The sequence below is a fragment of the Bacillus sp. LK2 genome (assembly GCF_001043575.1).
GTDB lineage: Bacteria > Bacillota > Bacilli > Bacillales > Bacillaceae_G > Bacillus_A > Bacillus_A paramycoides.
In genome coordinates this window covers 177,406-203,045 of sequence record NZ_LDUK01000001.1, presented here as the reverse complement: position 1 = coordinate 203,045, position 25,640 = coordinate 177,406, and the positions used below count along the sequence as shown (strand labels likewise).

Genomic DNA, 25,640 nt, shown 5'->3' with positions numbered 1-25,640 from the left:
GCCTTTTCTTCTATTTCACTTGAATATAAATATATCTATTGTATTTTCCATCATCTGTTGTTGCGGTTAAAACAACGCGTCCAGTTTTTAAAGCTTTCACATGAGTCGTATTATTTTTGTTTTCCAGTGCAATGATGCTTGTGTCACTACTTTTCCAAACTATATTTTTATTTGTTGCATTTTCTGGAAGAACGGAGGCAGATACAAGTTTTTCATCTCCTTGCTTGATCTCAAAAGATCGTTCGTCTACTTTGATGCCTGTAACAGGTACATGATTTGGCTCAACAGTTACTTGACATGTTGCTACATATTCGCCAGTAGCAGTTGTTGCAGTAAGTGTTGCAGTACCAGCTTGTACAGCATGGACAATTGCTTTTTCATCCGTTGCTTGTATTGTTGCAACAGTTAGATTGTCACTTTTCCAAATTAACTTTTTATTTGTAACGTTTGGAGTGATCTTCGCAACGAGTTCAAAGGTTTCTCTTTCTCTTAAAGAGTGTTCTGATTTGTTAAGTGTAAGGCTAGTAGGGAATGTTTCTAGTAAATTCTCAGGTGTTTTTGCATCCCAAGTCATAGGTTTATTCGAGCGTAGTGCTTGTGCTACAACTGCCGCTGTATCCATATTCGTCATAGGAGTTGTAATAGATGATTTTGCTAGAATTCCAGGGCCGTTCGCCGCCCAGAAAATTGTCTTTTCTTCAGGAGATTCTCCTCCATGTCCGTAGTCTTTTCCTCCATGATCCGTTGTCATAATAACAAGGCTATCTTCTAATAAACCAGCGTCACGAATTGCATCTAATACAATCCCTACATTTTTATCTGTTTTTTCAATTTGTTGCATATATGCGGGGCTGCCGTAGCCTTTAGAATGACCAGCTCCATCAATATCATCAAAATGAATGAATGTGACCGCAGTATCTTTGCCTTCCGTTTTAATATAATTTGAGATTTTTGGTGCCAATTGGTCATCCGGGACAGACTCTAAGTGAGCGCCTACGGATTGTTCGATAATCCCTTTATTAATTGGACTCCATCCAGCAAATGAAGCCATTTTTGCGTAAGGTCGTTCTTGTTTTAGTACTTTCATAAAGGATGGATAAGGTGAATTTTCAGGGAATGCTATTGACCCTGCGATTGTATTATCCAGTTTTGTTTTATCAGGTGTTACACCATGTAAGATTCCGCCCCAGTTTTGAGCGCTAATCGTTGGTGAAAGAGCTTGCGCATTATAAGTGCTGGCACCATTAGCGATAAAATTTTTAATATTAGGGGCATTAGCATCTTTAACAGCAATACCAGCTCCATCTAACCCGATAATAAAGACATGTTTGTATGGATAGTTTGTAGATTGTTTTAGCTGTTCTTGAAGAGGGAGTATGTCCTTTTCATCAATTTTTCCATCTTCATTTAAATCAGCCCGCTTAATTTCATTCCAGTTTTGACTATTTACATCTGATCCGATGTATTGTTTTACAAAGTTTAAATCATTTTGTTCAAGTAAACCATCACGTGTTATATCTAAAGAATTTCCAACAGTTAGTTCTGCTGTAGCGGCTTTTTTTCCGTCTTCAGAAATGGCTTGAATTGTTGTTTTCCCAACGCCTTTTCCAATTACTTTGACTTTTCCATCTATCGCTTCAACGTCTGCGATGTTTTTATTACTGCTTGTCCAAGTTACCTTTTTATTTGTTGCGTCTAAAGGCTGGATATTGGTTTGTAAATAGGTGTAACCATCAACATTTAAATGAATAGTTGGTTGGTCAATGGAAATGTCAGTAACAGCAATCGGAGGAGCGGATTGATACATTTTTTGAACATCTGTAGCCGTTACTGCTTTTCTTAGGATAGATACTTCATCTAGTGTTGCGTCAAAGTTGTTTCCAAATAAAGTTCCTTTCCCATCAACTCCAATTTTTGTTGTGTAATTTGTATCGATTGTACCTTTCATTTTACTAATATCAATTTGTTGTTCTAGCTTTCCGTCTTTATAAATAGTTGCATATCCATCGCGGTCATGAGAAATCACAATATGATGCCAAACGTTATCAGCGATATTTGGAATAGAGGCATCCAGGCGGGAGCTACCGGATGTTTTGAAATTCCAAAGGAGAGCCTTATCCTTTAAACCGATAAACCGATAAACCACCCTAAGTTTCCACCGCTATTCCAATCTTTATTTGAAATGATGGCTGGATCAGCATTTACTCCGGAAGATTTTACCCAAAAGGATATTGTGAAGTCTGTATGTTCTCCAAATTTTAATTGTGAAGTATCTCCTAAGTCGATATAGGAAGCATTTTTCTGTGAGGTTGATTTAAACTTGAGAGCTTTATTTATGCGTCCGTCTGTAAATGAAGGATTACCATTTTCATATGAAATTATGTGATTGGATGCGGAGCTATCATTTAGATTTCCCTCGAACGATAGCTTCATAATTTCGTCAGTGAGATTTTCTTGTTGCATTTGTATTGCTGGATTAGGTGCTGCTAAAACGTTAAATGGAATTGTTGTGGATAGGATTGTACTCATGGTAAGTGTAGAAATCAGTACTGCTTTTTTAATAAAAGGCTGTGTCATTTTAAATCCTCCTTATAGGTTCCTTTAATTAGAATTCAACGGAATTCTGTTTCCTTTTCTAAGATAAATAGTAAAGTACAAATTTTGAGAAATAATAACCGGAATATTGAGATTTTTTTAAGCTGTTGTGAAGTTCCACACTGATTAAGAATAATACGAGAATATGACAATTAATATTAAATAAATTGTCATATAAAATTTAAAATTATATTATAAATAATACTTAATTAGAATTATTATTTTGACGTATTTATTATTACTTGTTATAATTTGAAACAAACGTTCTTGAAAAAGATTCTCATTTCCAAAATTGAGGTGTTATATAGATGACGAAAAAGAAAATAGGTTTGCTTGTAATGGCGTATGGAACGCCAGAATCATTAGATGATGTAGAGGGATATTACACTCACATTCGCCACGGGCGTAAGCCGTCTGAAGAAGCGCTTCAAGATTTAATTGAGCGTTATACAGCAATTGGAGGAATTTCGCCACTTGCAAAAATTACGAAAGAGCAGGCACATAAATTAACAGATTCATTGAATAAAATGTATACAGAGTATGAATTTGTTTGTTACTTAGGGTTAAAACATATTGCTCCATTTATTGAAGATGCAGTAGAAGAGATGAAGCGAGATGGAATTGAGCAGGCGATTAGTATCGTATTAGCACCGCACTATTCTACATTTAGCATTAAAGCGTATAATGACCGTGCCATTCGTCTTTCAGAAGAAATAGGTGGTCCTGTTATTGAACCAATTGAACAATGGTACGATGAACCAAAATTTATTTCCTGTTGGGCAGATCAAATTAAAGAAACGTTTACTAAAATCATAGATAAAGAGAAGGCAGTTGTTATTTTCTCCGCACATAGTTTACCGGAGAAAATTATTGCAGCGGGAGACCCTTATGTAGAGCAATTACAGCATACAGCGGACTTAATTGCGGCAGAAGCAGATATAAAGCATTATACGATTGGTTGGCAAAGCGCTGGAAATACACTAGATCCATGGATTGGGCCAGATGTGCAAGATTTAACGAGAGATTTATATGAAGAGCATGGCTATGAATCTTTCGTATATTGTCCGGTTGGCTTTGTGGCAGAGCATTTAGAAGTTTTATATGATAACGATTATGAATGTAAAGTTGTAACTGATGAATTAAATGTTGCATACTTTAGACCAAATATGCCGAACGCTCAACCCACATTTATCGATTGTTTAACTGAAATTGTTTCCGAAAAAATGAAGGAAATAGTTGACAAGAATTTAGTTTTCAATAATAATTAGTTTATAATAATTTTAAATAAATAATAATTACTATGAAAGAAAGAGGAGGATCTCCCTTGATGAATCCAAATAATCGCTTAACAACAAACCAAGGTGCTCCAGTTGGAGATAACCAAAATTCTCGTACAGCTGGTCGACGTGGACCGGTATTGTTAGAAGACTATCATTTAGTAGAAAAACTTGCGCATTTTGATCGTGAACGTATTCCAGAGCGCGTTGTGCATGCACGCGGTGCAGGTGCTCATGGTGTATTCGTAACGAAAAACAGCATGAAGCAATATACAAAAGCAGCATTTTTACAAAATGAAGGAACTGAGACACCTGTATTCGTTCGTTTCTCAACGGTTATTCATGGTCAAGGTTCTCCGGAAACAGCTCGTGATCCACGTGGGTTCGCTGTTAAATTTTATACAGAAGAAGGAAACTACGATATCGTAGGTAACCATTTGCCTGTTTTCTTCATTCGTGATGCAATTAAATTCCCTGACATGGTGCATTCTTTAAAACCAGCACCTGATACAAACGTTCAAACACCAAATCGTTATTGGGATTTTATGACGTTAACTCCAGAATCTACACATATGATGACATGGGTATTTTCTGATTATGGTACACCGGCAAACTACCGTGAAATGGAAGGTTTCGGCGTACATTCATTTAAATGGATTAATGCAGAAGGTAAAATTGTATACATTAAATATCATTGGAAACCACAGCAAGGCGTACGTAACTTGAGTGCGAAAGAAGTGGAGCAAGTACAAGGGAAAGATTTCAATCATGCTACTCGTGACTTATTCGATGCAATCGAAAAAGGAAACTATCCAAAATGGGATTTACACGTACAAGTAATGCAACTAGATGAAACGGATTCTTTAGATTTCGATCCACTAGATCCAACGAAAGTATGGCCAGAAGATCGCTTCCCATTAATAGAAGTAGGGACAATGACGTTAAATCGTAACCCGAAAAACTTCTTTGCGGAAGTAGAACAAGCGGCGTTTACTCCGAGTGCAACTGTAAATGGTATTGAACCATCTGAAGATAAATTATTACAAGGTCGTTTATTCTCTTATCCAGATACACAGCGTTATCGCCTTGGTGCAAACTATCTACAAATTCCTGTAAACTGTCCATACGCAGCTGTTCGTAATCAACAACGTGATGGTGCGATGCAAATTAATCAAAACCCATCTACAATAAACTACGAACCGAGCCGTCATACTGAAAATCCAGTTGAGGACCCAGCTTACCGTGATTCAACTATGAAAGTAGAAGGCTACGTATCTCGTGAAAAAATTGAGAAACCAAATGACTTCAAACAAGCGGGTGAGCGTTACCGTTCATTCTCTAAAGAAGAGCAAGACAATTTAATTGCAAACTTAACAAATGACTTAAAAGACGTAAATGAACGCACAAAACTACTCGCTATTTGCAACTTCTTCCGTGCAGATCATGATTACGGAATGCGTTTAGCTCAAGCGTTAAATGTTGATATTACGCAGTATGTAGGGAATGCTCCAAAATAAATAGGAAAAGACGTCCGATTCTCGGGCGTCTTTTTTTATGTAAAATATGTTGTAATCTTGTCGAATAAATTTTACGTATAAGAGGTGTATTTCATGAATGTCGCTATTTTTATTATTGCGTTATGTGTCTTTTTATTTGTAGTGTTTGCTATTGTAAAAATGTTTATAGCAATCGGGAAACAAGGTGATGAACGTGCTACGTTTATAAAAAATAAAGCGATGGCTGAGACATTCCAAATTGCTATGGGATTAATGGCACTTGAGATGATGCCGTTTATTTATCATCGATTTAATGAAACAGTAGGAACGCCGTTTAATCCAGTTCGCTTTTTAGCTGTAATAGCGGTGGCGTTTCTTATTATATTAAGCGCAAATAAAAGGAAGTACGGTGATTCGTAATTTATGCGGGGGTATTGTTCATTTCAGTTATGTCGGAATTTGTTGGTAAATCGATATGTTGTATCGAAACGTCGATATAACTAAAGAAGCAATCGGTATAATTGAAAAATCGTCAATATATCCGAAAAGTCGTTGATATATTTACCATAATGCTAGATGGGATATGCACGGGCTTAAAAAAACAATATGTATCAATCCCGATATAAAGCAAAAACGATAATCATAACAATCCCTCCTTTATTTAATAGGGTTAAGCAGCCTGAGTTCTACATTGATAGGAACTCAGGCTTTTTTATGCGAAAAATTTATGAAATCGTTTCGGAATAAAGCTTAAGACAAGAAAGAGTGCGATTTCACCTAAAATAGCGACAATGATATTGAATAAGAAAGTACGGAAATTTACAGTAATGTGATTGAGGATAGCGTATTTCCAGTAGGATAAGCTCATGAAGATCCCTCCTTATAGCGTTTTTTATAGTATATAAAAATTGTTTCGTAAAAGTGCATGTCCTAGTTTGTAATTTGTAAAAATACAAAATAAATTCTCAACAAAATCTCAACAATTGAGTAAGAAAAGAACATGGAATATATTACCTGTTCCATTACATAGAAATAGGAGTATTTACAGAAAAAATTTTTAGAATTAACATAAAATTTACAAAAAACAAATAAATTGTTGAAATAATACAAACAAAAATATATACTCGTTATATACTTTTTACAAAAAAAGGATGTGATAGGGTGATTTACACTTTTACTTAGGGATATATGATTGATTCATTTTACAGATTCGAAAAAAATTAAGTGAGGAGAAATGAATATGTTTCGATTTATGAAATCTCCAATCGGTATAGCGGTTGGGGTAGCAGCAGTAATATTGGCATCACCAAAAGCGAGAAAGGGATTACGAAAACTTGCAGTAAAAACAGTATCGGCTTTTCTTGGTGCAAAAGAACAAATGCAAAGTGCTGGTTCAGAAATGGAAGAAGCTTTGCCAAAAGTGAAAGAAGCGGCACGTAAAGTGGCTGTGAAAACGGTATCACCAATTATCGGAGCGGTAGAAGCTGTTCCAAATACAATTTCTAAATTCCAGGAAAAATGGGTTTCTCGTGTAAATGCGTATCATTCTGAGCAAAATATAGATTATGAAAATTTGCCCGTCAGTCCTTAAGTACTACATGAGTAATAAATCTTTTTACTTCCTTCAAGACGATAAGGAGGATGATGATGCAAAGTAAAACATTAAAAACGAGATTTATACGATCGTTACCTGGAAGAATTCGAATTGAAATTTATAAGTTAAAATACAACAAGAATATGGCGAACTTGATATTAGACCGATTTAGTCAAGCGGAAGGTATTTATCAAGTAAGTCCCTCAATTTCTACAGGAAGAGCCCTTATTACTTACGATATCAACAAGACATCTCTACATAACATTTGCAAAATAATTCAGCTTATAGAAGAACAAGTGACGAAGCGAAAGAAAAGTAGTACAGATAACGGTGACGAAAAGAAGGAATTAATAGATTGTTCATCTAGTGTAGTTTCTTGTAATAATGACACTGTTCATAGAAAAAAGGATGAAGGTGTGCCGTTACCGCTAGCACTTTCGGTTGTTGGGTTAGGTGCTTTCGGCATAAAACAATTATTTATGGGTAGATCTGCCTTAGCTAGAAGTCCTGGTCTTTTTTATGTATCCGGAGCTTTATCCGTTGTGACGGGTTATCCGTTCCTGAAACGAGGATTCAAAAAAATGGTTGCTAGCAAAAAGGTGAATTCTGATCTTGTGCTTGGTGTAGGGACTCTTGCACTTGCGCTTGCGCGGGAGAATATTGTCGTACTTGCCGGTCTTAGTCTATTAAACTACTTAAATTGGAAGCGTAGTCAAGCAAACATAAACGAAGAAAATGAGGCGTATAAAGAAAATCTCCTCTCTCCAGAGATTAAAGCGTATAGTGAAAAACAATCAAAGTGGGGAATGATTTTTGGAGGAGCAACTTGGGCTTTCACTAGAAATCCTTTGCGTGGAATGGCAGTGTTGTTAGCGGCTAATCCGAAACCAGCTGTCTCATCGGCAGAATATGCGTGGCGACAAGGTGACCTCGTCGCGAGAGAAAGAGGATATGTCATTCCAAGCGGTGGGTCGTTATCGCAATTGTCTCGAACAAAAACGATAGTATTAGATGATACATCTCGTATATTCCAGGCCTCAGCAGAGGGGATGAGTTGTATTTCGCAAGATGAAAATGAAGGGCAAGTTTGGTGCACGGTGGCTTCTCTTATTGAGAAAAGTGAGCATGTATGGAAAGAGGAAGTCGTGCAACGGGCTGCGCAAACTGGAAGAACATTAAGAAAAGCGTTTGAAGTTCACGTAGAGAATGAAGGAATAAAAGGTGAAATTCAAGGAATAACTTCCTTTTTCGGAAGTAAAGATTTTGCCGAGCGAAATGGTGTAGATATAAGTGCGTATGAGCTGGAAGCGAAGAGGCTTGAAAAAGAAGGATTCCAAGTTCAGTACGTCGCTAAAAATAAAGAATGCCTCGGTCTACTAGTTGGATCAAAGGTTACTATTATTCCTGAATTCAAAGAAGTAGTGAATGGGTTACATGAAAACAAATGGAGTATAGGCGTTTTGCAAAATAATTTACATGTAAACCGTAGCATTCTTTCTCATTATGGTGTGGATGATAGCTGGCAGCAGGGGGATGCTGTCGAACGGGTAAAATTGCTTCGTTCAAATGGAGAAGAGGTATTATTTGCAACTGATCAAAATACCGATTTTCCGTCTATATCATTTGAAGAAATAAAAAATATCTCTCAATCTACAGCGTATGCAAACCGAATCAATATGTTGGTGAATGAGCATTTCCGCGCAGCGAAAGTGTGGAATGTGGTGGGAGAGATGTTAGCGGTTTGGTCTATATTCACAGCACCTGTAATCGCCTTATTTGCAAATGCTTTATCGTTAACGTTTTTATCTAGGGCGAAAAGAATGAGCGAGAAGATATTTTCTTATGGAGAATTGTCGAAAATGGATTCTTCTCAGCCAAAAGTGGTTCCTGCCAAACAAGATCAAATTCCGTGGTATACATTTAATCAAGAAAAAGTAATGAATAGATTACAAGTTGAGAAGCAATATGGATTAAGTAATGCACAAGTGAATATGCGAAAAGAAGAATACGGAATGAACCAAATTGAACCGAAACCGTCAGTTCCTTGGATTGTATCGTTTATGGGCCAATTTAAAGAATTTACATCGCTTATTTTACTCGGAGCAGCTGGATTATCTGTTATATCTGGTGGCTGGTTCGATGGATTAGCGATGGGGACAATTCTCGTTGTAAATGCAATAATTGGGACGCTTCAAGAGCGGAAGGCGGAAAAGGTAGTTGAGGCTTTAAATCAATTCCGAGCCCCTATTTGTAAAGTAATACGAGAAGAAGCGGAAATAGAAATATCAAGTAGTGAACTCGTTCCTGGAGATATTGTCTGCCTTGAAGCGGGAGACCGTGTACCTGCTGATCTTCGCGTTGTTAACTCTTGGAACTTAGAAATTAACGAAGCGATGTTAACGGGAGAATCACTTCCAGTTGAAAAGAAAGCGGACGCTGTGTTAGAAGAGTGTTCGTTAGCAGAGCGAAACAATATGCTCTTTATGGGGACGTCTGTAACACGAGGTAAAGCGGTAGCAATTGTAGTAGAAACAGGTATGCATACAGAGATGGGCTATATGATCTCCTTAATGAAAGGGGAAGAAACAGAGCCTACGCCATTGCAGCAAAAGGTGACATCTATTAGTAAAACATTTATTAAAGGAGCGTTTGTGGCTGGCGGTCTTGTACTTGTGGCGGGGCTACTAAGGGGACTGCCAATTACGCAAATGATTACAACATCGGTTGCTCTTACTGCTTCTGCTGTTCCAGAAGGATTACCAATTATGATTACGATTGCTTTAAGTGCGGGTATATTCCGTATGCAAAAGCAAAATGCGCTCGTTCGAAAGCTTTCGAGTTTAGAAACACTCGGTAGAACGACGGTTATTTGTTCTGATAAAACGGGAACTCTTACGAAAAATGAAATGACGGTTAAAGTAATTGCTACGCCGAATCGTTTATGGAGTGTAACCGGTGATGGGTATGAGCCAGTAGGGACGATTGCTGATGTAACTTCATCTAAAGTCGCTGCTGCTGTCGATACGGAGATAGAAGAGGCTATTTATCATAAAACGGAAAATGTGCCGCTAGAAAATCCGGATTTAGCTCGTATTCTTCAAATTGGTGTTCTTTGTAACAATAGTAAATTAGAGCAGGAAGATGATTTGTGGGTTGTAAAAGGTGATCCGACTGAAGGAGCTTTATTAAGTTTGGCTTCTAAAGCAGGGGCATTACAGGAAGGTATGGCGTCGTTTGAACGCCATCATGAAGAACCATTTGATTCAGAGACGAAAATTATGAGTGTTGTTTGTAAAGAGAGTAACGCTGAAGAGTTATATAAGTTTTCAAAAGGTTCTGTAGAGGCGATTCTTACTCGTTGTAAATGGTATCAAGATAACGGTCAAATATATCCGTTATGTGATAAGCAAAAAGAAGTTATTTTACAACAAAATGAAGAGTTTGCAAAACAGGCCTTACGAGTATTAGGTTTTGCGTACAGCAACGGCGAAAGTGATGATCTTACTTTTGTTGGATTAGTCGGTATGATCGATCCGCCAAAACCTGAAGTGGAAGAGAGTATTCGTGAAGCGATTGAGTTAGGTGTGAAGCCAGTAATGATTACGGGGGATCATCCGACTACAGCGATTTCTATTGCGAAACAAACTGGAATTTGGAATCGTGAAGATCGTGTTTTAACGGGATTAGAAATTGATAACATGACAGATGAGGAATTAAAAGAAGTTGTGAAAAGTACATCTGTTTTTGCTCGTGTGACTCCGGCTCATAAATTACGAATTGTAACGGCCTTCCAATCCGACGGTCAAATCGTCGCGATGACTGGAGATGGTGTAAATGATACACCGGCTATAAAAAAAGCGAATATCGGTATTGCGATGGGGCAAACCGGAACAGAAGTTACGAAAGAAGCCGCTGATTTGATTTTGAAAAAGGATCATTTCGGTTCAATTGTTGAAGGGGTAAAAGAAGGTAGAACGATCATCGGAAATATTCGTAAAGCAGTTGGTTGTTTATTGACGGGGAATTTAGCGGAAGTGTTAGTGACTAGTGCTGCTGTTATAGCGGGAATGCCGATTCCGTTAGTGCCAATTCAAATTTTATTAATGAATCTTATTACCGATGCTTTACCAGCGATGATTTTAGCTGTAAACCCTGGAAACAAAACGAAGCAAACGAAACGCCAAGATATTGTTGATAAAGATTTGTACAAAAAAGTTATTACAAGAGGAGTATTACTTGGGGTAGGTTCGCTCGCTGTATTTGGTATTAGTTTAGCGGCTGGAGTACCACTTCCAGTAGCACAAACATCAGCATTTGCAGCTTTAGTTGCCGGGCAGCTCATTCAAACTTTCTCTTGGAGACAAGAGGGATCAGAAGAAACAATTCGCGATTGGTCAAAAGACCGGTTCTTTATTACAGCGTTAGGAACGTCTTGGCTTGTATTATTATCAGCTATATATGTACCTCCGCTAGCTCGTATATTCCATACCGTTCCGTTAACGCTCACACAATGGATACCTGTTCTTCTCGTAGCGGGCACAGTGTCTCAAATCGCGAAACCTATTATTAATTTAGTTTCATATAAGAATACTGATTTAGTAAAACCAGTAGTTTCTGAATCTGCATTATTAAAAACAGTGTAAAGGAGCAATGAAAATGATACGAAAAGTTTTTATTGGATCTACTTTAGCGCTAGCAAGTGCCGCTTTATTACCTGTCGTAAGAAATACACTTCGTCCACTTGTTGAATCGGGGGCAAGAGGTGTGAAGTCTACTTTTGAAACAATTAAAGAGGAAGTAGAAGATATTATTGTGGAAGCGAAAATGGATAGAATGCAAAAGCAATTTGAGAAAGAACTTTCTTATGTGGAAGATGACATTACTGATGAGCAAGAAGTGATAGAAGCGGCAGCTGAACAAGCGCAAGATGAAGTGGAGGAGATTAAACATGATGCATAAAGCTGTAGAAAAAGATGTGGATCACCATTTGGAAAAAGCGTTAGAGCACTTTGAACAGGCATTAGATTTAAGTGTAAAAGCAGCATCGGAAAATAAAGCGATGCAAAAAGAAATTGCTACGAAAATGGGTTCATTCACTGGTGACATTTTCCACTCGGTTCGTGAAAAAGGAAAAGAAAACCGCATGAATATTATGAAATGGTTCACTCTTCCTCGCTTTTAAGGGCGGAGTACGAAATGGAAAGAATATAGGGGGCTTTTACCTCCCTTATTCATATTCCATACTATGTATGTCGCATTAATTTTCGGAATGTTCGGAATTATAAATTTTATCAAGGGGTGAAAGAATTAAATGGCGGCATGGATGATGATATTAGCATTAACGTTTTCATCAAGTATCGATAACTTAGGGGTAGGAATTTCTTATGGGATTCGCAACATACGAATTAGCCATTTTTCTAATCTTATCATTTCGGTTATTTGCTTTTTGTTTAGTGTGGCCGGGATTTATTTTGGATTATGGCTTTCAAAAATTTTGCCTGGGATTATGCCAGTAGTCATCGGTTCTTTCTTATTAGTTGTCATTGGTCTTCGAATTGTATTATTAGCAATTCCGCGTAAGGTGGTAGCTGAAGGAGCGGAAGGTGAAGTAGCATCTACGGAAATAAATGGTTTAACGAAAAATATAGGTGAATCTGGAGGAATCGGGTTTGTAGAATCTATCTTTCTTGGCATTGGTCTGTCTGCTAATGCATTAACGAACGGATTAGGTGCTGGTTTATTCGGTTTGAATCCGATAGCAATATGTGTTACTGCGGCAATTGGTAGTTTCATAACAGTTTGGGGCGGAGTTGCATTAGGGAGAAAGATAGCTCACGTTCGTATTGGAAAATTTACTTTAGGGCAATTTGGAACATTGATCAGCGGAACGTTACTATTAATTATTGCATTTGCTGCCTTTTTTTGATTGATTTATCCCGCTATTTTCGGGCTGATAATCAGTGGGGTGAACAAAACCCCTACTGATTAAAGTCCCACTTTATAGAAAGAGAAAGGGATGATAGTTTTAACATCAGATGAATAGAAGGTGAGAGAAAGTGAGATTGCTTTATAAAAGGTTGAAGTACTCTGAACTTGAGGCTGAATTACAATTAGTAGAAAGTGTTTTAAGTTCAGGATATTTTATTTTATTAGATATATTCTTTTTGTCTTCGTTATTAACAGTGTTAACTTTTTCCTTGCACCATTCATTTCTAGTTGCATTTTTCATTTTTATTAGTTCTTATATTGCTTGTAGTTGCATATTTTTTTTATTGAGAAAATGGTTGCAATAAGTTGCACTATTAAACTTTGCAGAAGAAGCTGTCTTGAAAAATTTCGATTTTTTGAGGTGGCTTTATTTTATGAATTGTAATATATGTTTACAAAATGTAAACATATATTACGAATTCCCGCCTTGTAACTTGGCAAAAAAATTTGTTAATATAATTGTATAGAAGTTGTAGTTATCTTGCGTGTGTCAACTATGATTATTCTCATGAATAGAGGGGAATGGAATATGTCTGAAGGAACTGAAAGAAGTAATCTTGGGTTGTTATTAAAAGAATTACTGAAGGAAAAGTCTTTGTCAATGCGAAAACTGAGTGTGCTTACTGGAATTGATACTGCTACTATTTCAATGATTATAAATGGTAAGCGAAAAGCAAATCCGAAGCATTTGCAAAAGTTTGCAGATTGCCTTGGTATTCCGATTGCAGATTTATTTGTGGCGGCAGGTTATTCTATTGAAACAAAGCAGGAAGAACAATCTGATATTCAAGTATCCATTAATAACATTGAACATTTACTTGAATCTTCACAGTTATATGATCAAAAGTTTAGTATCGCGAATGTAGAGCAACAATTGGCTAATTACGAACAATATTCGCAAACAGAAGAAGGAAAAGAAACGATTGAAAAGGGGTTTACTGAGAAGATTCAGAAGGTAAGTAGTATTGGACCATTTATTAATGATTTGAAAGAATTGTATGAGAGATTTACGAAAAAGAAGGGGACACCTGTAGAACTAGCTTTAATGGGAAGTGCTCTCATCTACTTTATTCTATCAGTTGATGTAATTCCGGATTACATTTTTCCTATCGGTTATTTAGATGACGCTGTTGCTGTGCAACTTGTTTTAAATTTGTTATTGAAAAGATAAGATGCTTATATGAATAGATAGATAAAGATATTTATATACCAATAGTTTGGAATATTTGTGTTGTTATGAATATACGAAAAAGGTGTACCCCGTGTTAGAACGGAGTACACCTTTTTCGTATGTTGGTAAGTTTTAGTTCATGGATCTTTCTGTATACTCATAAGCTTTCTCGCCATGCATCGAAATATCAAGCCCCATTTGTTCTTCGTGCTCATCTACACGAACAGGGAGGAAGAAGTTAATGGCTTTAATGATGGCATACGTCATAATGATCGTGAATGCATATGTTGCCCCAATTGCTATAAGTTGTTTGAAAAGAAGAGCTGCATTTCCGTAAAATAATCCGTTAGCGCCATCGCTATTTACAGACGTTGTCGCGAAAAGTCCAGTTGCAATACCGCCCCAAGTTCCTCCGATGCCGTGACATCCAAATGCATCGAGTGTGTCATCATATCCGAATTTGTTTTTTAAGAAGAAGACAGCGTTGAAGCATAATATACCCCCGATTGCCCCGATAAGAAGGGTGGAGAATGGTGTAACAAATCCGCAAGCTGGCGTAATTGCAACTAGACCGGAAATCACCCCACAAGCAGCTCCCATTGCGGTTGGTTTTGATTGGAAGAACCATTCTGAGAGCATCCAAGTTAATGCAGAGGCAGCAGCGGCTATATTTGTATTAATAAATGCAGTTAAAGCTACGTCATTTAAGGATAATGCACTACCGACGTTAAAACCGAACCAGCCGAACCATAGTAAGCCCGCTCCTAACATCGTAAATGGTAGATGGTGAGGGGAGGTACCGCTTATGTTTTTTCGTTTTCCGAGGAAAATCGCTAATACAAGACCGGCAACACCAGATGTGATATGAACGACATTACCGCCAGCGAAGTCTAACGCGCCGAGTTCTTTTAGCCATCCACCGACGCCCCATACCCAATGAGCGACAGGGTTGTAAACGATTGTTGTCCAGAGAAGGATAAAAATAAGAAAGGCTGAAAATCGCATTCTTTCAGCGAATGCACCTGAAATTAAAGCGGGAGTTAAAATAGCGAACATGAGTTGGAACATCATAAATAAATTGTGAGGAATAGTAGATGAGTAGTCTGGATTTGGTGCGTAGGTAACTCCGTTTAGGCCGAACCAATCAAGCGTACCTATAAGTCCGTGCCAATCTGGTCCGAATGATAAAGAATAACCAATAACAACCCATTGAATTGAAACGATAGCCATTGCACTATAGCTGTGCATTGTCGTGCTGAGTACGTTTTTACTGCGAACCATGCCTCCATAAAAAAGTGCCAATCCTGGTGTCATCAGCATGACCATTACTGTAGATACAAATATAAAAACCGTATCTCCTGTATTCATTCTTTTCCTCCTCCTGTAATGTTAGAAAACATTACATTATTTCGTTATGTTTCATATCATATTAGAAATTAAAATGAAAATCAACTGAATTTTTAGATAATTTTATATCTTATGTGAGAAAATCTCACATGTGTTATTTTTGGTGAAGGGAATTAGCCGTATGCGATTTGTTCTAATAATTGGTATAATATTCTTACAATTAGGGATTTGGGGGATGCATGTGAAAAAAATATGGACTAAGGAACTATTCATTTGTTTTTGTTTAGCTGTCGTTTTGTTTGTACCAGTACATACTTTTGCGGACGAGAAAAGAGAATGGCGGGATGAAGTGATATACTCCATTATGATTGATCGCTTCAATAACGGAGAGCCGAAAAATGATAAACAATTGGATGTTGGAAATTTAGAAGGGTACCAGGGCGGAGATATACGAGGGATTATAAAAAGATTGGATTACATAAAAGAAATGGGTTTTACTACTGTTATGCTTTCTCCACTTTTTGAAAGTCAAAAATACGATGGATATGATGCGCGTGATTTTCAAAAAGTAAATGAACATTTCGGAACAGAAGCAGATGTGAAAGAACTTGTAAAAGAGGCTCACGGAAAAGGGATGAAAGTTGTATTTCAATTTCCATATGGAGAAAATGAACAACAATTAATTGATTCGATGAAATGGTGGATAAAAGAAGCCGATTTAGATGGAAGTTATGTTATAAATAGTGAAAAAAAGCCGCGAGCTTTTTGGGATGAAGTGCAAAAAGATTTGCAGGCGATAAAGGAAGATTTTCGCATTATGACAAAAGAAGATAATGAATACTATAAAAAAATAGTAGAATCATTTTCAAAAGCAGATATGTCTGTGAAGTCTTTATATGATGTGAGTGAAAAAGAAGGAGAATTCGCTACGTTTTTAGATAATCAGGAAACAGAGAGATTTGCACGTATTGCAAAAGAAAATATGTATTATCCGCCGTCTCGTTTAAAACTAGCGCTCACTTATTTATATACATCTCCGGGGATACCGAATTTTTATTACGGAACTGAAATCGCATTAGATGGAGGGAATGCTCCGGATAATAGACGATTAATGGATTTCAAATCAGATGAGAAATTTATGCAGCACATAACAAAGTTAGGTGAGCTTAGACAAACTAGACCATCTTTACGACGTGGTACGTTTGAACTTCTGTATGATAAAAGTGGAATGAGTGTGTTAAAGAGAAAATATAAAGATGAAGTAACACTAGTAGCGATTAATAATACGAAAGAAACGCAAAAAGTTTCCTTACCTGTAAGTGCAATCGGAGAAAAGAAAGAGTTAAGAGGGTTATTAGAAGATGAAATTATAAGAGAAGAAAACGGGCAGTTTTATCTCGTTTTAAAGCGTGAAGAAGCGAATGTGTATAAAGTTGGAGAAGAAACGGGTATGAATTGGCTATTTATATCTCTAATCGTTGGTGTAAACGTGTTATTTATTGCGTTCTTAATTGCGGTTAAAAAGAAGCGTAAATAATGAGACATTCTCTTTTGAGATTCAATTGATAGTGTAGGGTGAGGTGTGGCGTTTGAGGAAAAAGAAGTTGTTCGTTCTATGTTTATGTCTTCTTATCGTATTTGTAAGTCTGTATTTTTGGGACAACGGTGACGATGGAAAGTTTGTTCAGTGGGGTGATAGTGTTCATTCTGTTGATACAGCAATTCTGAAGAGAAATAACATTAAATACAAAATAGAAAATGATAAAGTATACATTCCTGAAAAATCATTTAATGAAGCGATAATGTGTTGCTCTTAAAAATGTGTACAACTTAAAATGTGATAACTCTTAATAAGTAAAAAACTCCTCTAATGAGAGGAGTTTTTCTTTTTAGCGGTAGTTAATGAACTGTACGTCGATTGGTAAGTCAGCGCTACGAACGGCTGCGATTACTGCTTGCAAGTCATCACGGCTTTTCGCTGTTACGCGTACTTGGTCATCTTGAACTTGTGTTTTTACTTTTAATTTCATTTCTTTAATGATGTTGTTGATTTTTTTAGCGTTATCTTTATCGATACCTTGTTGAAGTGTTGCGCGTTGGCGAACAGTGTTACCAGTCGCAGCTTCAACTTTTCCGTAGTCCAAGTTTTTAATTGGAACGTTACGTTTTACAAGTTTAGAAATTAGAACGTCTTTTACTTGGTCTAATTTGAACTCATCGTCAGAAGTTAAAACAAGTACTTCTTTTTCTAATTTAATATCACTTTTACTTCCTTTAAAGTCATATCGGTTTTGGATTTCCTTTAATGCGATGTTAATTGCGTTAGTTACCTCGGGTAATTCTACTTTCGAAACGATGTCAAAAGAACTATCTTTTGCCATAGTTAGCACCTCCAAATAAAATTCTAATCTTTCTTGCGCCTAAAGGCTATGTACTGTACATACTAAAGTATAGCTGAAAACGAGTCTAGACTTAAGTGTTTTCATACTTATATTCATGTAACCTCATTTTATTATAGTGAATTTTGGGCAGTTGGACAAATAAAGGAAAAATCGTGTTATAATTAACTTTTGTTTGGAATGATAAAAAAGATAATTTTATATATATAGAAGGGAATTAAAAAATATGTATTTGCAATTAGGATCGATTGAACAGGTAACTGTTTTACGCGAAACGGAAATCGGATATATGGTTGGGAATGAAGAAGAAGAAATCTTCCTACATAAAAACGAAGTAGCTGGAGAAATTCAAGAAGGCGATACGATTGATGTATTCTTATACCTTGATCACCAAAATCGTATTTCAGCAACAATGAAGGAACCAATTATTACAACATATGATTGGAATTGGGTAAAGGTTGTAGAAGTTATTCCTAGTTTAGGTGTCTTTGTTGATATTGGTGTATCAAAAGATATACTAATTCCAGCCGATGAGTTCCCGATTTATATGCCAGTATGGCCAGAAGTAGGCGATGAATTATATTGTACGCTAAAATTAACGAATCGTGATCGTTTAATTGCTCTTCCGGCAAGAGATTCAGATATGCAAGAAATTATCGTAGATGCAACGCCATCTATGCGTAATAAAAACGTAAATGGACGTGTGTATCGCTCACTTCAAGTTGGTTCATTCATACTAACTGACGAGCATTTCCGTGCTTTCTTACACCATACAGAAAGAAAAGAACAAGTTCGCATTGGTGAACGTGTAACGGGCCGTATTATTGACGTGAAAGATGACGGTACAATCAACATTTCACTTCTTCCTCGTAAAGAAGAAGGAATGGAAGACGATGCAGCGGTTATTTATGAATATATGGAAGAACGAGGCGGAGCAATGCCGTTTTGGGATAAGAGCCACCCAGAAGATATTAAAGAACGTTTCAACATGAGTAAAGCTGCATTTAAGCGTGCGCTTGGTAAAATGATGAAAGAAGAAAAGATTTACCAAGAAGAAGGCTGGACTTACTTTAAGAAGTAAAGTGAATGAAAAAAGAACCATTTTTTCTCTAGATTTTTAAGAGAAGAGATGGTTCTTTTTCTATATTTTATTCTTACAATCCGCGCGGTGATGTAGTAGAAATGGCAGATGGAGAAGGAAAAGTAGTCGCGAGCTACGAATATGATGCTATTACTCTAAGGTATTGTTCGCAGAAGGATAACCAATGGAAGAAGGTCATATGGTGGAAAATTAGGGGAGCTAATCAAATAATTGAAATGAACCTTCATTCTTTAGGAAATATGAAGTAAAGAGGCTGATAATATGCATATTTGGACGCTGACGAATTGGGAAGAATATTATAATTTAGAAGAGGAGAGCCACCGTGCTGGATTACGATTGAAATTTGATAAAGATGTTGATCCTGAAGTAAGAAGAGCCATTAAGGAATTTTGTAAATGGTTGCGCCGAGAATACTTTTTCCCAATTAGAGTACCTATTTATGTGAAAACTTCATATAAAATAAAGGCAATGGATGGAGAGTTAGTCTATGGTACTTTCTTTGGGCCGTTTGATCGAAATGTTGAGCCGTATATTCGCATTTCGACAGGGGATTATTATGATACGCTAGAAAAAATGGGAAAAGATAACGCTTTGGGAGCATATCTGGTTACTATTGCGCATGAGTTGACCCATTATTTCCAATGGATTAATGATATAAAACTAACGAGAATTGGATATGAGAGGCAGGCCACTGTTTATTCAAGGTATATTATTGATGAGTATCAAGAAACTAGAGAGCATCCGTAAAGTAGAAACTGTATAGCTAATCGGAAGTATGGCATAAGCAGTGCGTTATGGAGTGAAATACGGGAAAAAGACAGCTAGATGGACAATGAATAAGGTGAAGGATAAATGAAAAAAGTGAGAATAATATAATTGTAATTTTGAGAGAAGAGAAGGAGAATTATGGATTTTACATTCGAAAAAGTTCAACGTATTGAAGAGGAGAATATATATCGTGTCAGCAATGTAATTGATATATATGAAACGGATTTGTTTGATGATGATGATCGTAATGTTGAGAATTTAAATATACTTTTTCAAGAAAGAATGAATCAGTTTATCGTACAGGTAGATAAATCTGACAAACAAAGTTTAAAAGAAGAATTAAATTCTAAAAACATTTCCTATACAATTTTTGATTTGGGAAGAAACAATATTTTCTTTGTATTCGAGTCTATAAGAAAGGAAGAAGTATCATATATAATCAATTTATTTTATAGCTTAAGCATAGAAAACGCTATGGCTATTATTTGTTTTGGAAACTGCGTTAGCATTAAATTTGAGAAAATAAGTCAAAGTAAATTCATGGAGTGTTTAATGGGAGGTTGTTTGGTTCCGCAAATCAAATTAGTGCCATCATCGGCGTGTGCGTTCATTCGATATGATGGTGCACTGTTAACAGTTGCTAGTAATGATTTGAATATCTGTAACGAATTTGTAGGTTATAAAAAAATGAATGATTGAATTACTTCTCTGATATTTAGGAGCTATACGGGGGGATGTCTGAATTATCAAATGGAAATAAGTGTGAGGAATCCCCCTTTGAAAAGGAGATATGCATATGGAATTTTATAACACCGGATATCTTATAATTTCCTACGATAGAGAACTTATCTATAAAGATTGTATTATTGAGGGATTATCACAAACGATTTTAACAATATGTAATGAGATTCGGCCTACATTTCCGGATTATTGGTTTTTCCCTTGGTGTCATTCAAATAAAAATGATCCCATTGCTCAGGTGATAAATGGAAGGTTAAAGATTAGTAAAGAAGAGCATGAAAGTGGTCAAACTTTTTTAAATACACTAATGGAGGAAGAAAAGTTCTCATGGCCGAATGCTTTTAAAAATTTAGAAGATGCAAGATTCTTTAAGCAAAATTACTTAAAGGGGATAGAAAATTTAGAGATAATTAGTGTGAATCTTTCAGAAGAATATCGGACGGATTTTTTGATGAATCAATTGGTAGGAAGGGACCCTAGTGTTTCTATATATGATTTTCTCGAAAGTTCATTACCTGTTGATGTTAAAAATGATGAAATATTAGGATTTGATATATGTGGCTTTAGTAACAATGATTTTTATTCCTTTATTCATAACAATCTACAAGAGGATTTTGGCAAGAAATTAAATGCCTTATCACTTGTTGATAAGTATGAAGATGCAAAGCAGATTATCCATCTAATTGATAATGGGGAAATTGAGGCAGAAGAGATATTGTGGTATCCGTGGTTAATTGTGAAATGCATATAATTTGTTAGAGAAAGAGGTATAAGCATCGAATTAAAAGGGAGGTATGAAAGTGCAAGATAATGTACTGGAACAATTAATAAAGAGCCTTTCAGTATTATCCCCCGAAAAAGAACGTGAAATAGCAGCGGTTGATTTAAGTGATATATATGAGAGTACTGAAAGATTCGAAAAATTGCTTGAAAATATTATAAGATCTCAGCAAGATAAAGAAGATTTAATAGATGCGCTAATTGAAGTGGAAGTAGAGTTAGATCATATTAATTGGCATTATAAAAGTTTGAAGAAAAAGTTGAAGATATTGATGAAAGATTAAAAAGCACGATCTTATCTTTTTAGATAAAATCGTGCTTTCTTTTAGTTCCCTTGCTCCAAAAGATGAGAAAACGTATCTTTTAAGTCGCTATCATTTATTTTAATATTTGCCTTTTTTAATTCATCTTGTAATAATTTTTGACTGTATGAAGGATCGGCAAGACGTTCTTCTTCTATGTTTTTACGTATAGAGTCTTTCACTTCATCGTAAGGTTTTAAATCTTTTTTGTCAGTTAGTTTAATAATGTGATAGCCGTTTGGTGATTTAACAGGATTGCTAATTTGCCCAACCTTTAATTTGTAGGCAGCTTTTTCAAATTCAGGTGTCATTTTGCCTGCCCCGAAGTATCCAAGGTCTCCACCCTTATCTTTTGATGCTATATCTTGAGATTCTTGTTTTGCTAATTCTTCAAATGAAGCACCAGCGTCTAACTTTTTCTTTATTTCATTCGCTTCATTTTCGTCACTTACTAAAATGTGACTAGCTTTAATCTCTGGTTTATAGTAGTCTTTCACATCTTTTTCGGTAACGCTTTTCTTAATGGCCTCATTCATTGCAAGTTTGAATTTGATTTGCTTTTTGAAATCATCTTCATCTTTTAAACGATTGTTTTCTAGTACTGCTTTAAATTGATCTCCGTATTGATCTTTCGCTTTTTGTAATTCTTTATTCACGGCATCGTCAGATACTTTATATTTTTTAGTGATAACATCTTGTGCTATCATTTCGTATAGCATGTCTTTTCCGTAACGGTCTTTCAATTGCTTTTCGAAATCGCCCTTCGTAATCGTTGAGTCTGTTGCTGTAGCGATTGTGGCCGAGTCGTTTTTTTGTCCGCAAGCAGATAACGTTAATATACTTATTAGTGCAGTGATAATGAATATATGTTTCCCTCTCATGCTAACACCTCATCCGAATATGTTATCGCTATTGTAGAATATAGAAGTGAACATGAAGTGAATTTTCAATGTTTTTTCCCTGTAAAATGTAAAAAAAGTACATCAACATTAATGTTGATGTACGATGTAATCAAAGATGATCTGTTTTCTTAGAATATGCACGCTTACCTTGTTCTATATTTTTTTGCTCTTGTTCATTTTTTTGAGTACGTTTTGCATTATTATCACGTGCTTTTTTGTCGTTATCGCTCGTATGTGGCATATGTATCAACTCCATTTCTAAACGTTGTACGTTTATCATTTCCTTTTTCGTAAAGACTATGTATAGCGGTGCATTCATGAATAATAAAGGTGGATTAGAAATGGATTTGAAGCTGAATTATACTGAACTTATTAAGAAGTTAGTCGTCGTAATTATTGCAGGCTTATTAAATGCGATTGGGATGAATTTATTTTTAACACCAGCGAAAGTATATGCGAGTGGATTTGCTGGATTGTCTCAGTTATTATCACAAATATTAGGTGACTTTTTGTCTATTCATATATCTACGGGGGTATTGTTTAGTTTATTTAATATTCCTGTCGTTATTTTGGCTTGGAAAAAGGTTGGGAAGGCTTTTACATTTTTTAGTTTTCTTTGCGTTATATTTATGACTTTGTTTTTAGAAATTATCCCAGTTAGAGCGGTTTCGAACGATATAATATTAAATGCCATTTTTGGTGGTATTATTTCAGCTATTGGGGTAGGAATTGCTTTAAAGTGGGGCGCCTCTACAGGTGGCTTAGATATTATCGCCATGATTTTATCAAAGATAAAAGATAAGCCTGTCGGTACGTATTTTTTCTTCTTTAATGCACTTATCATTATCGCTGCTGGTTACGTATACGGATGGGAAAAAGCGTTATATACTTTGGTCACTTTGTATGTATCGACGCGAATTATTGATGCAATTCATACTCGTCATGTGAAGATTACCGCATTAATTGTTACGAAGAATGGAGCGGATGTGCGAAAAGCGATTCATTCTCGTTTAGTGAGAGGGATTACAACTATACCAGCAACAGGTGCGTATACAAATGAAAATAAAGAAATGTTAATGATTGTTATTACTCGTTACGAGCTATACGAATTAGAGAGGGTCATTAAACAAGTGGACCCAGGTGCATTTACAAATATACTGCAAACGGTCGGAGTGTTTGGATTGTTTAGAAAAGATTAAAGAGGACCAAAGCTGGTCCTCTTTTTTAATGTGAATTCGTAATGTTTTGCAATTGCTCCTGCATTTCATGTAGCTGAACTTTTTCAGCAGTTGAAGAGTTTGCATAAGCAGAGTGCAAAGCGTTTTTTGCCCTATAAACGAGTTCCTGTTGTTCAGCACCGCTTGAACAAGAAACGGCATTTGCAACAGCGTCTCTAGCTTGTTGGAATAGTAAGTTCCCCATTTAAACCCCTCCAAGAGAAGAGTTACTTCTTGCTTTTTCTGCCTCAGCTAATGTACCTCTGTACGGGAATCTTGCAGCATGCTTCATAACAGCATCGGCTCCTTGTTGGATAAAACGTTTTGATTTGTTCTTTTTACCCATTCGAAAAACCCCCTTTATTTAACTGAAAACAATTGACACGCTTTTTCGCGTCTAATAATAGTATGAGCGTTTTGCGAGAAACTATAAGCAGGGAATTTTTAGATTACAATCCAAGAACCTCTTCTAAATATAGAGCGATACCATCTTCTTCGTTTGTTAACGTTGTGTGGTTTGCGAGTGATTTTAATTCAGGGATCGCATTTCCCATTGCAATTCCATGACCAGCAAATTCGATCATTTCAAAGTCGTTATCCTCATCACCGAAAGCGATGATTCGCTCTTTTGGAATGTTGTAATGCCCTGAGATTTTTTGTAATCCGACAGCTTTATTTAGTCCGCTTTTTACAATTTCAATAATTGGCCAAGGTGCACCCCATTTTCGATGGTCAATTACTTCAGCGTGCATATCTGTTAAATGCTGACGAATTGCAGCGGAATGCTCGTCATGTGCGTCGATTAATAAGCAAGTTGGATGGTCGTTTAAAATATTTAATAAATCTCCTGTGAAAATCTTTGGAGAACCGAATTCAAAAATATGTTTTTTATCTTCATCAATTTCACGAACATACACATCATCCATGACTTCGGCATATACATTTTTCACGCCAAAATCAAAGCAAGCTCGGACGATTTCTTGCGCTGTTGAAAGTTCAAGAGGAGAGTGGTGTGTTCCCCAACTTGAATCAAGAGGGTGATGCACGTAAGCTCCATTGAAGTTTACGATTGGTGTATTAAGACTAAGCTCTTTATAATAATCGTAACTAGCGCGGAATGGACGCCCTGTTGAAATAACGACAATATGTCCTTGTTCTTTTGCTTTTGCAATTGTGTTTTTAGTTCTTGGAGAAATTATTTTGTTGTCTGTTAATAATGTTCCGTCTAAGTCTAATGCGATTAAATGTTGTTTGTTCATAATTTCACCTCTTATAATAATTTTTTTGTGTCTATCTGTATTTCCGTTTTTAATATGCAGAAATAAGAGGTTGGGCTAGGTGAAACCACCGTAGATGGAAGTTTCACTATATATCCATCTTACGTCGCAAAGTGCGGTGATGTCCACTATTTCTCGCTGGAAATTAGGAAAAGTCAACATCTTTTTAGAAAGTTCAAACAATGTTTCTTTCATTATGTACAATTTGTGAAAAGGGTTACATTGCTTGGGCGATGAGACATATAATGAACATGTAATCTTCTCGTATATGTTTGACTCTCCTTTGAAACTAGCCTAAAGATAGGTTGGTTTCTTTTTTTTCAACAAATATAACGGAGATTCCTGCTTAAGCTTGTGTAATTATATATATGTAAGTGGATAAACAGTAGTACTTGTTTCCTAAACATGACAGAAAAGCTTTCTTTTAAAATGGATATACTAATGAGGCAAGACGTCATGGAAGGAGAATGAAAATGGGACAAAATCGTAGGTTTCGTTCTGGGCAAAAAGCACCAAATGATGGTATTTATGTAGAAATTGGTGAAACGGGAAGTATGGTAAAGGATCCGCAAATGGTGAAATTAACTGTCGGGGAAAGGTTTCCAGAGAATACAAATCATAACCGTCAGTGGACATATAAAAGAAAACCGTAACAGAAGCCGCAATAGTTATTGCGGCTTTTTT

29 protein-coding genes are annotated in these 25,640 nt (G+C 36.2%); 19 read left to right on the top strand and 10 right to left on the bottom strand.

The features are described 5' to 3' along the window. Window positions 1–10: 10 nt before the first annotated feature. Window positions 11–2,146 carry an Ig-like domain-containing protein gene (locus VK90_RS01035; RefSeq protein ID WP_231595818.1) on the bottom strand — a complete coding sequence of 712 codons (2,136 nt, stop codon included), beginning with the start codon at window positions 2,144–2,146 and terminating at the stop codon, window positions 11–13. After that, window positions 2,122–2,577: a hypothetical protein gene (locus VK90_RS30475; protein WP_231595817.1), complete on the bottom strand. Its 456-nt coding sequence runs from the start codon at window positions 2,575–2,577 to the stop codon at window positions 2,122–2,124. Before VK90_RS30475 ends, VK90_RS01035 begins: the two co-directional genes overlap by 25 nt. A 326-nt stretch (window positions 2,578–2,903) precedes the next feature. On the opposite strand from VK90_RS30475, the gene hemH reads away from it, so the two are divergent. The 3 genes from hemH to VK90_RS01020 all read left to right on the top strand — a co-directional run bounded on the left by hemH (window position 2,904) and on the right by VK90_RS01020 (window position 5,788). Continuing rightward, window positions 2,904–3,863 carry a ferrochelatase gene (gene hemH / locus VK90_RS01030; RefSeq protein ID WP_048369721.1) on the top strand — a complete coding sequence of 320 codons (960 nt, stop codon included), beginning with the start codon at window positions 2,904–2,906 and terminating at the stop codon, window positions 3,861–3,863. 59 nt (window positions 3,864–3,922) lie between these two features. After that, window positions 3,923–5,389, top strand: coding sequence for a catalase KatB (katB, locus tag VK90_RS01025; protein ID WP_048369719.1), 1,467 nt, complete (start codon window positions 3,923–3,925; stop codon window positions 5,387–5,389). Window positions 5,390–5,482: 93 nt separating this feature from the next. Further along, entirely contained in the window at window positions 5,483–5,788 is a 306-nt protein-coding gene (locus VK90_RS01020; protein ID WP_048369717.1) for a hypothetical protein, read from the top strand. Window positions 5,789–6,080: 292 nt separating this feature from the next. Here the strand turns inward: VK90_RS01020 and VK90_RS29715 are convergent, their stop codons facing one another. Continuing rightward, window positions 6,081–6,236: a hypothetical protein gene (locus VK90_RS29715; protein WP_156185339.1), complete on the bottom strand. Its 156-nt coding sequence runs from the start codon at window positions 6,234–6,236 to the stop codon at window positions 6,081–6,083. A gap of 372 nt (window positions 6,237–6,608) precedes the next feature. Between VK90_RS29715 and VK90_RS01015 the strand changes: the two genes are divergently transcribed. The 7 genes from VK90_RS01015 (at window position 6,609) to VK90_RS00990 (ending at window position 14,121) form a co-directional block, all read left to right on the top strand. Continuing rightward, a complete protein-coding gene (locus tag VK90_RS01015) occupies window positions 6,609–6,959 on the top strand; it encodes a YtxH domain-containing protein (protein ID WP_048369714.1) in 351 nt (116 codons plus the stop codon). A 56-nt stretch (window positions 6,960–7,015) separates the two neighbouring features. Beyond that, on the top strand, window positions 7,016–11,605 hold the full coding sequence (locus tag VK90_RS01010; protein WP_048369712.1) for a cation-translocating P-type ATPase: 4,590 nt from the start codon (window positions 7,016–7,018) through the stop codon (window positions 11,603–11,605). Window positions 11,606–11,618: 13 nt separating this feature from the next. Continuing rightward, the gene (locus VK90_RS01005) at window positions 11,619–11,921 is read left to right on the top strand and encodes a hypothetical protein (protein WP_048369710.1); all 303 of its coding nucleotides are present in this window, start codon (window positions 11,619–11,621) and stop codon (window positions 11,919–11,921) included. Beyond that, window positions 11,911–12,144 carry a hypothetical protein gene (locus VK90_RS01000; RefSeq protein ID WP_048369708.1) on the top strand — a complete coding sequence of 78 codons (234 nt, stop codon included), beginning with the start codon at window positions 11,911–11,913 and terminating at the stop codon, window positions 12,142–12,144. The genes VK90_RS01005 and VK90_RS01000 overlap by 11 nt, the downstream gene beginning before the upstream one ends. Window positions 12,145–12,273: 129 nt before the next feature. Then, entirely contained in the window at window positions 12,274–12,888 is a 615-nt protein-coding gene (gene ytaF, locus VK90_RS00995; RefSeq protein WP_033718808.1) for a sporulation membrane protein YtaF, read from the top strand. 130 nt (window positions 12,889–13,018) lie between these two features. Further along, window positions 13,019–13,255 (top strand): hypothetical protein, encoded by a 237-nt coding sequence (locus VK90_RS31170; protein WP_071717640.1) that lies wholly within the window; start codon window positions 13,019–13,021, stop codon window positions 13,253–13,255. A 224-nt stretch (window positions 13,256–13,479) separates the two neighbouring features. Then, window positions 13,480–14,121: a helix-turn-helix domain-containing protein gene (locus VK90_RS00990; RefSeq protein WP_048369704.1), complete on the top strand. Its 642-nt coding sequence runs from the start codon at window positions 13,480–13,482 to the stop codon at window positions 14,119–14,121. Window positions 14,122–14,253: 132 nt separating this feature from the next. Here VK90_RS00990 and VK90_RS00985 read toward each other — a convergent pair whose 3' ends face one another. Further along, a complete protein-coding gene (locus tag VK90_RS00985) occupies window positions 14,254–15,489 on the bottom strand; it encodes an ammonium transporter (protein WP_048369702.1) in 1,236 nt (411 codons plus the stop codon). Window positions 15,490–15,649: 160 nt separating this feature from the next. On the opposite strand from VK90_RS00985, the gene VK90_RS00980 reads away from it, so the two are divergent. Together VK90_RS00980 and VK90_RS00975 are read left to right on the top strand one after the other, a co-directional pair. Continuing rightward, window positions 15,650–17,005 (top strand): alpha-amylase family glycosyl hydrolase, encoded by a 1,356-nt coding sequence (locus VK90_RS00980; protein WP_048369701.1) that lies wholly within the window; start codon window positions 15,650–15,652, stop codon window positions 17,003–17,005. A 52-nt stretch (window positions 17,006–17,057) separates the two neighbouring features. Further along, on the top strand, window positions 17,058–17,285 hold the full coding sequence (locus tag VK90_RS00975; protein ID WP_048369699.1) for a hypothetical protein: 228 nt from the start codon (window positions 17,058–17,060) through the stop codon (window positions 17,283–17,285). Between the two features lie 72 nt (window positions 17,286–17,357). Here VK90_RS00975 and VK90_RS00970 read toward each other — a convergent pair whose 3' ends face one another. Continuing rightward, on the bottom strand, window positions 17,358–17,849 hold the full coding sequence (locus VK90_RS00970; protein ID WP_001040146.1) for a YajQ family cyclic di-GMP-binding protein: 492 nt from the start codon (window positions 17,847–17,849) through the stop codon (window positions 17,358–17,360). Window positions 17,850–18,093: 244 nt separating this feature from the next. Between VK90_RS00970 and VK90_RS00965 the strand changes: the two genes are divergently transcribed. The 5 genes from VK90_RS00965 (at window position 18,094) to VK90_RS00945 (ending at window position 21,542) form a co-directional block, all read left to right on the top strand. After that, window positions 18,094–18,948 carry a CvfB family protein gene (locus tag VK90_RS00965; protein ID WP_002170815.1) on the top strand — a complete coding sequence of 285 codons (855 nt, stop codon included), beginning with the start codon at window positions 18,094–18,096 and terminating at the stop codon, window positions 18,946–18,948. Between the two features lie 282 nt (window positions 18,949–19,230). Further along, entirely contained in the window at window positions 19,231–19,716 is a 486-nt protein-coding gene (locus VK90_RS00960) for a hypothetical protein (RefSeq protein WP_048369697.1), read from the top strand. A 159-nt stretch (window positions 19,717–19,875) separates the two neighbouring features. Next, the gene (locus tag VK90_RS00955; RefSeq protein ID WP_048369694.1) at window positions 19,876–20,436 is read left to right on the top strand and encodes a hypothetical protein; all 561 of its coding nucleotides are present in this window, start codon (window positions 19,876–19,878) and stop codon (window positions 20,434–20,436) included. A 97-nt stretch (window positions 20,437–20,533) separates the two neighbouring features. Next, entirely contained in the window at window positions 20,534–21,229 is a 696-nt protein-coding gene (locus VK90_RS00950) for a hypothetical protein (RefSeq protein ID WP_048369692.1), read from the top strand. Between the two features lie 49 nt (window positions 21,230–21,278). Then, window positions 21,279–21,542 (top strand): hypothetical protein, encoded by a 264-nt coding sequence (locus VK90_RS00945; protein WP_048369690.1) that lies wholly within the window; start codon window positions 21,279–21,281, stop codon window positions 21,540–21,542. A gap of 41 nt (window positions 21,543–21,583) precedes the next feature. Here the strand turns inward: VK90_RS00945 and prsA are convergent, their stop codons facing one another. Then, complete coding sequence (gene prsA / locus VK90_RS00940; RefSeq protein WP_048369688.1) at window positions 21,584–22,441, bottom strand: peptidylprolyl isomerase PrsA; 858 nt, start codon at window positions 22,439–22,441, stop codon at window positions 21,584–21,586. A gap of 130 nt (window positions 22,442–22,571) precedes the next feature. Continuing rightward, a complete protein-coding gene (locus VK90_RS27835; RefSeq protein ID WP_001120850.1) occupies window positions 22,572–22,703 on the bottom strand; it encodes a DUF3941 domain-containing protein in 132 nt (43 codons plus the stop codon). A gap of 100 nt (window positions 22,704–22,803) precedes the next feature. Here VK90_RS27835 and VK90_RS00935 point away from each other — a divergent pair, with 100 nt between their 5' ends. Next, entirely contained in the window at window positions 22,804–23,661 is an 858-nt protein-coding gene (locus VK90_RS00935) for a YitT family protein (protein ID WP_002170817.1), read from the top strand. 25 nt (window positions 23,662–23,686) lie between these two features. Here VK90_RS00935 and VK90_RS00930 read toward each other — a convergent pair whose 3' ends face one another. The 3 genes from VK90_RS00930 to VK90_RS00920 form a co-directional block, all read right to left on the bottom strand. Beyond that, window positions 23,687–23,884, bottom strand: a complete 198-nt coding sequence (locus tag VK90_RS00930; protein ID WP_002170818.1) for a DUF3813 domain-containing protein — start codon at window positions 23,882–23,884, stop codon at window positions 23,687–23,689. Continuing rightward, complete coding sequence (locus VK90_RS00925; protein ID WP_025150364.1) at window positions 23,885–24,025, bottom strand: hypothetical protein; 141 nt, start codon at window positions 24,023–24,025, stop codon at window positions 23,885–23,887. A 103-nt stretch (window positions 24,026–24,128) separates the two neighbouring features. Next, complete coding sequence (locus tag VK90_RS00920) at window positions 24,129–24,938, bottom strand: Cof-type HAD-IIB family hydrolase (protein ID WP_001041222.1); 810 nt, start codon at window positions 24,936–24,938, stop codon at window positions 24,129–24,131. 491 nt (window positions 24,939–25,429) lie between these two features. On the opposite strand from VK90_RS00920, the gene VK90_RS00915 reads away from it, so the two are divergent. Continuing rightward, on the top strand, window positions 25,430–25,609 hold the full coding sequence (locus VK90_RS00915) for a YjzC family protein (protein ID WP_002170820.1): 180 nt from the start codon (window positions 25,430–25,432) through the stop codon (window positions 25,607–25,609). Window positions 25,610–25,640: the final 31 nt, after the last annotated feature.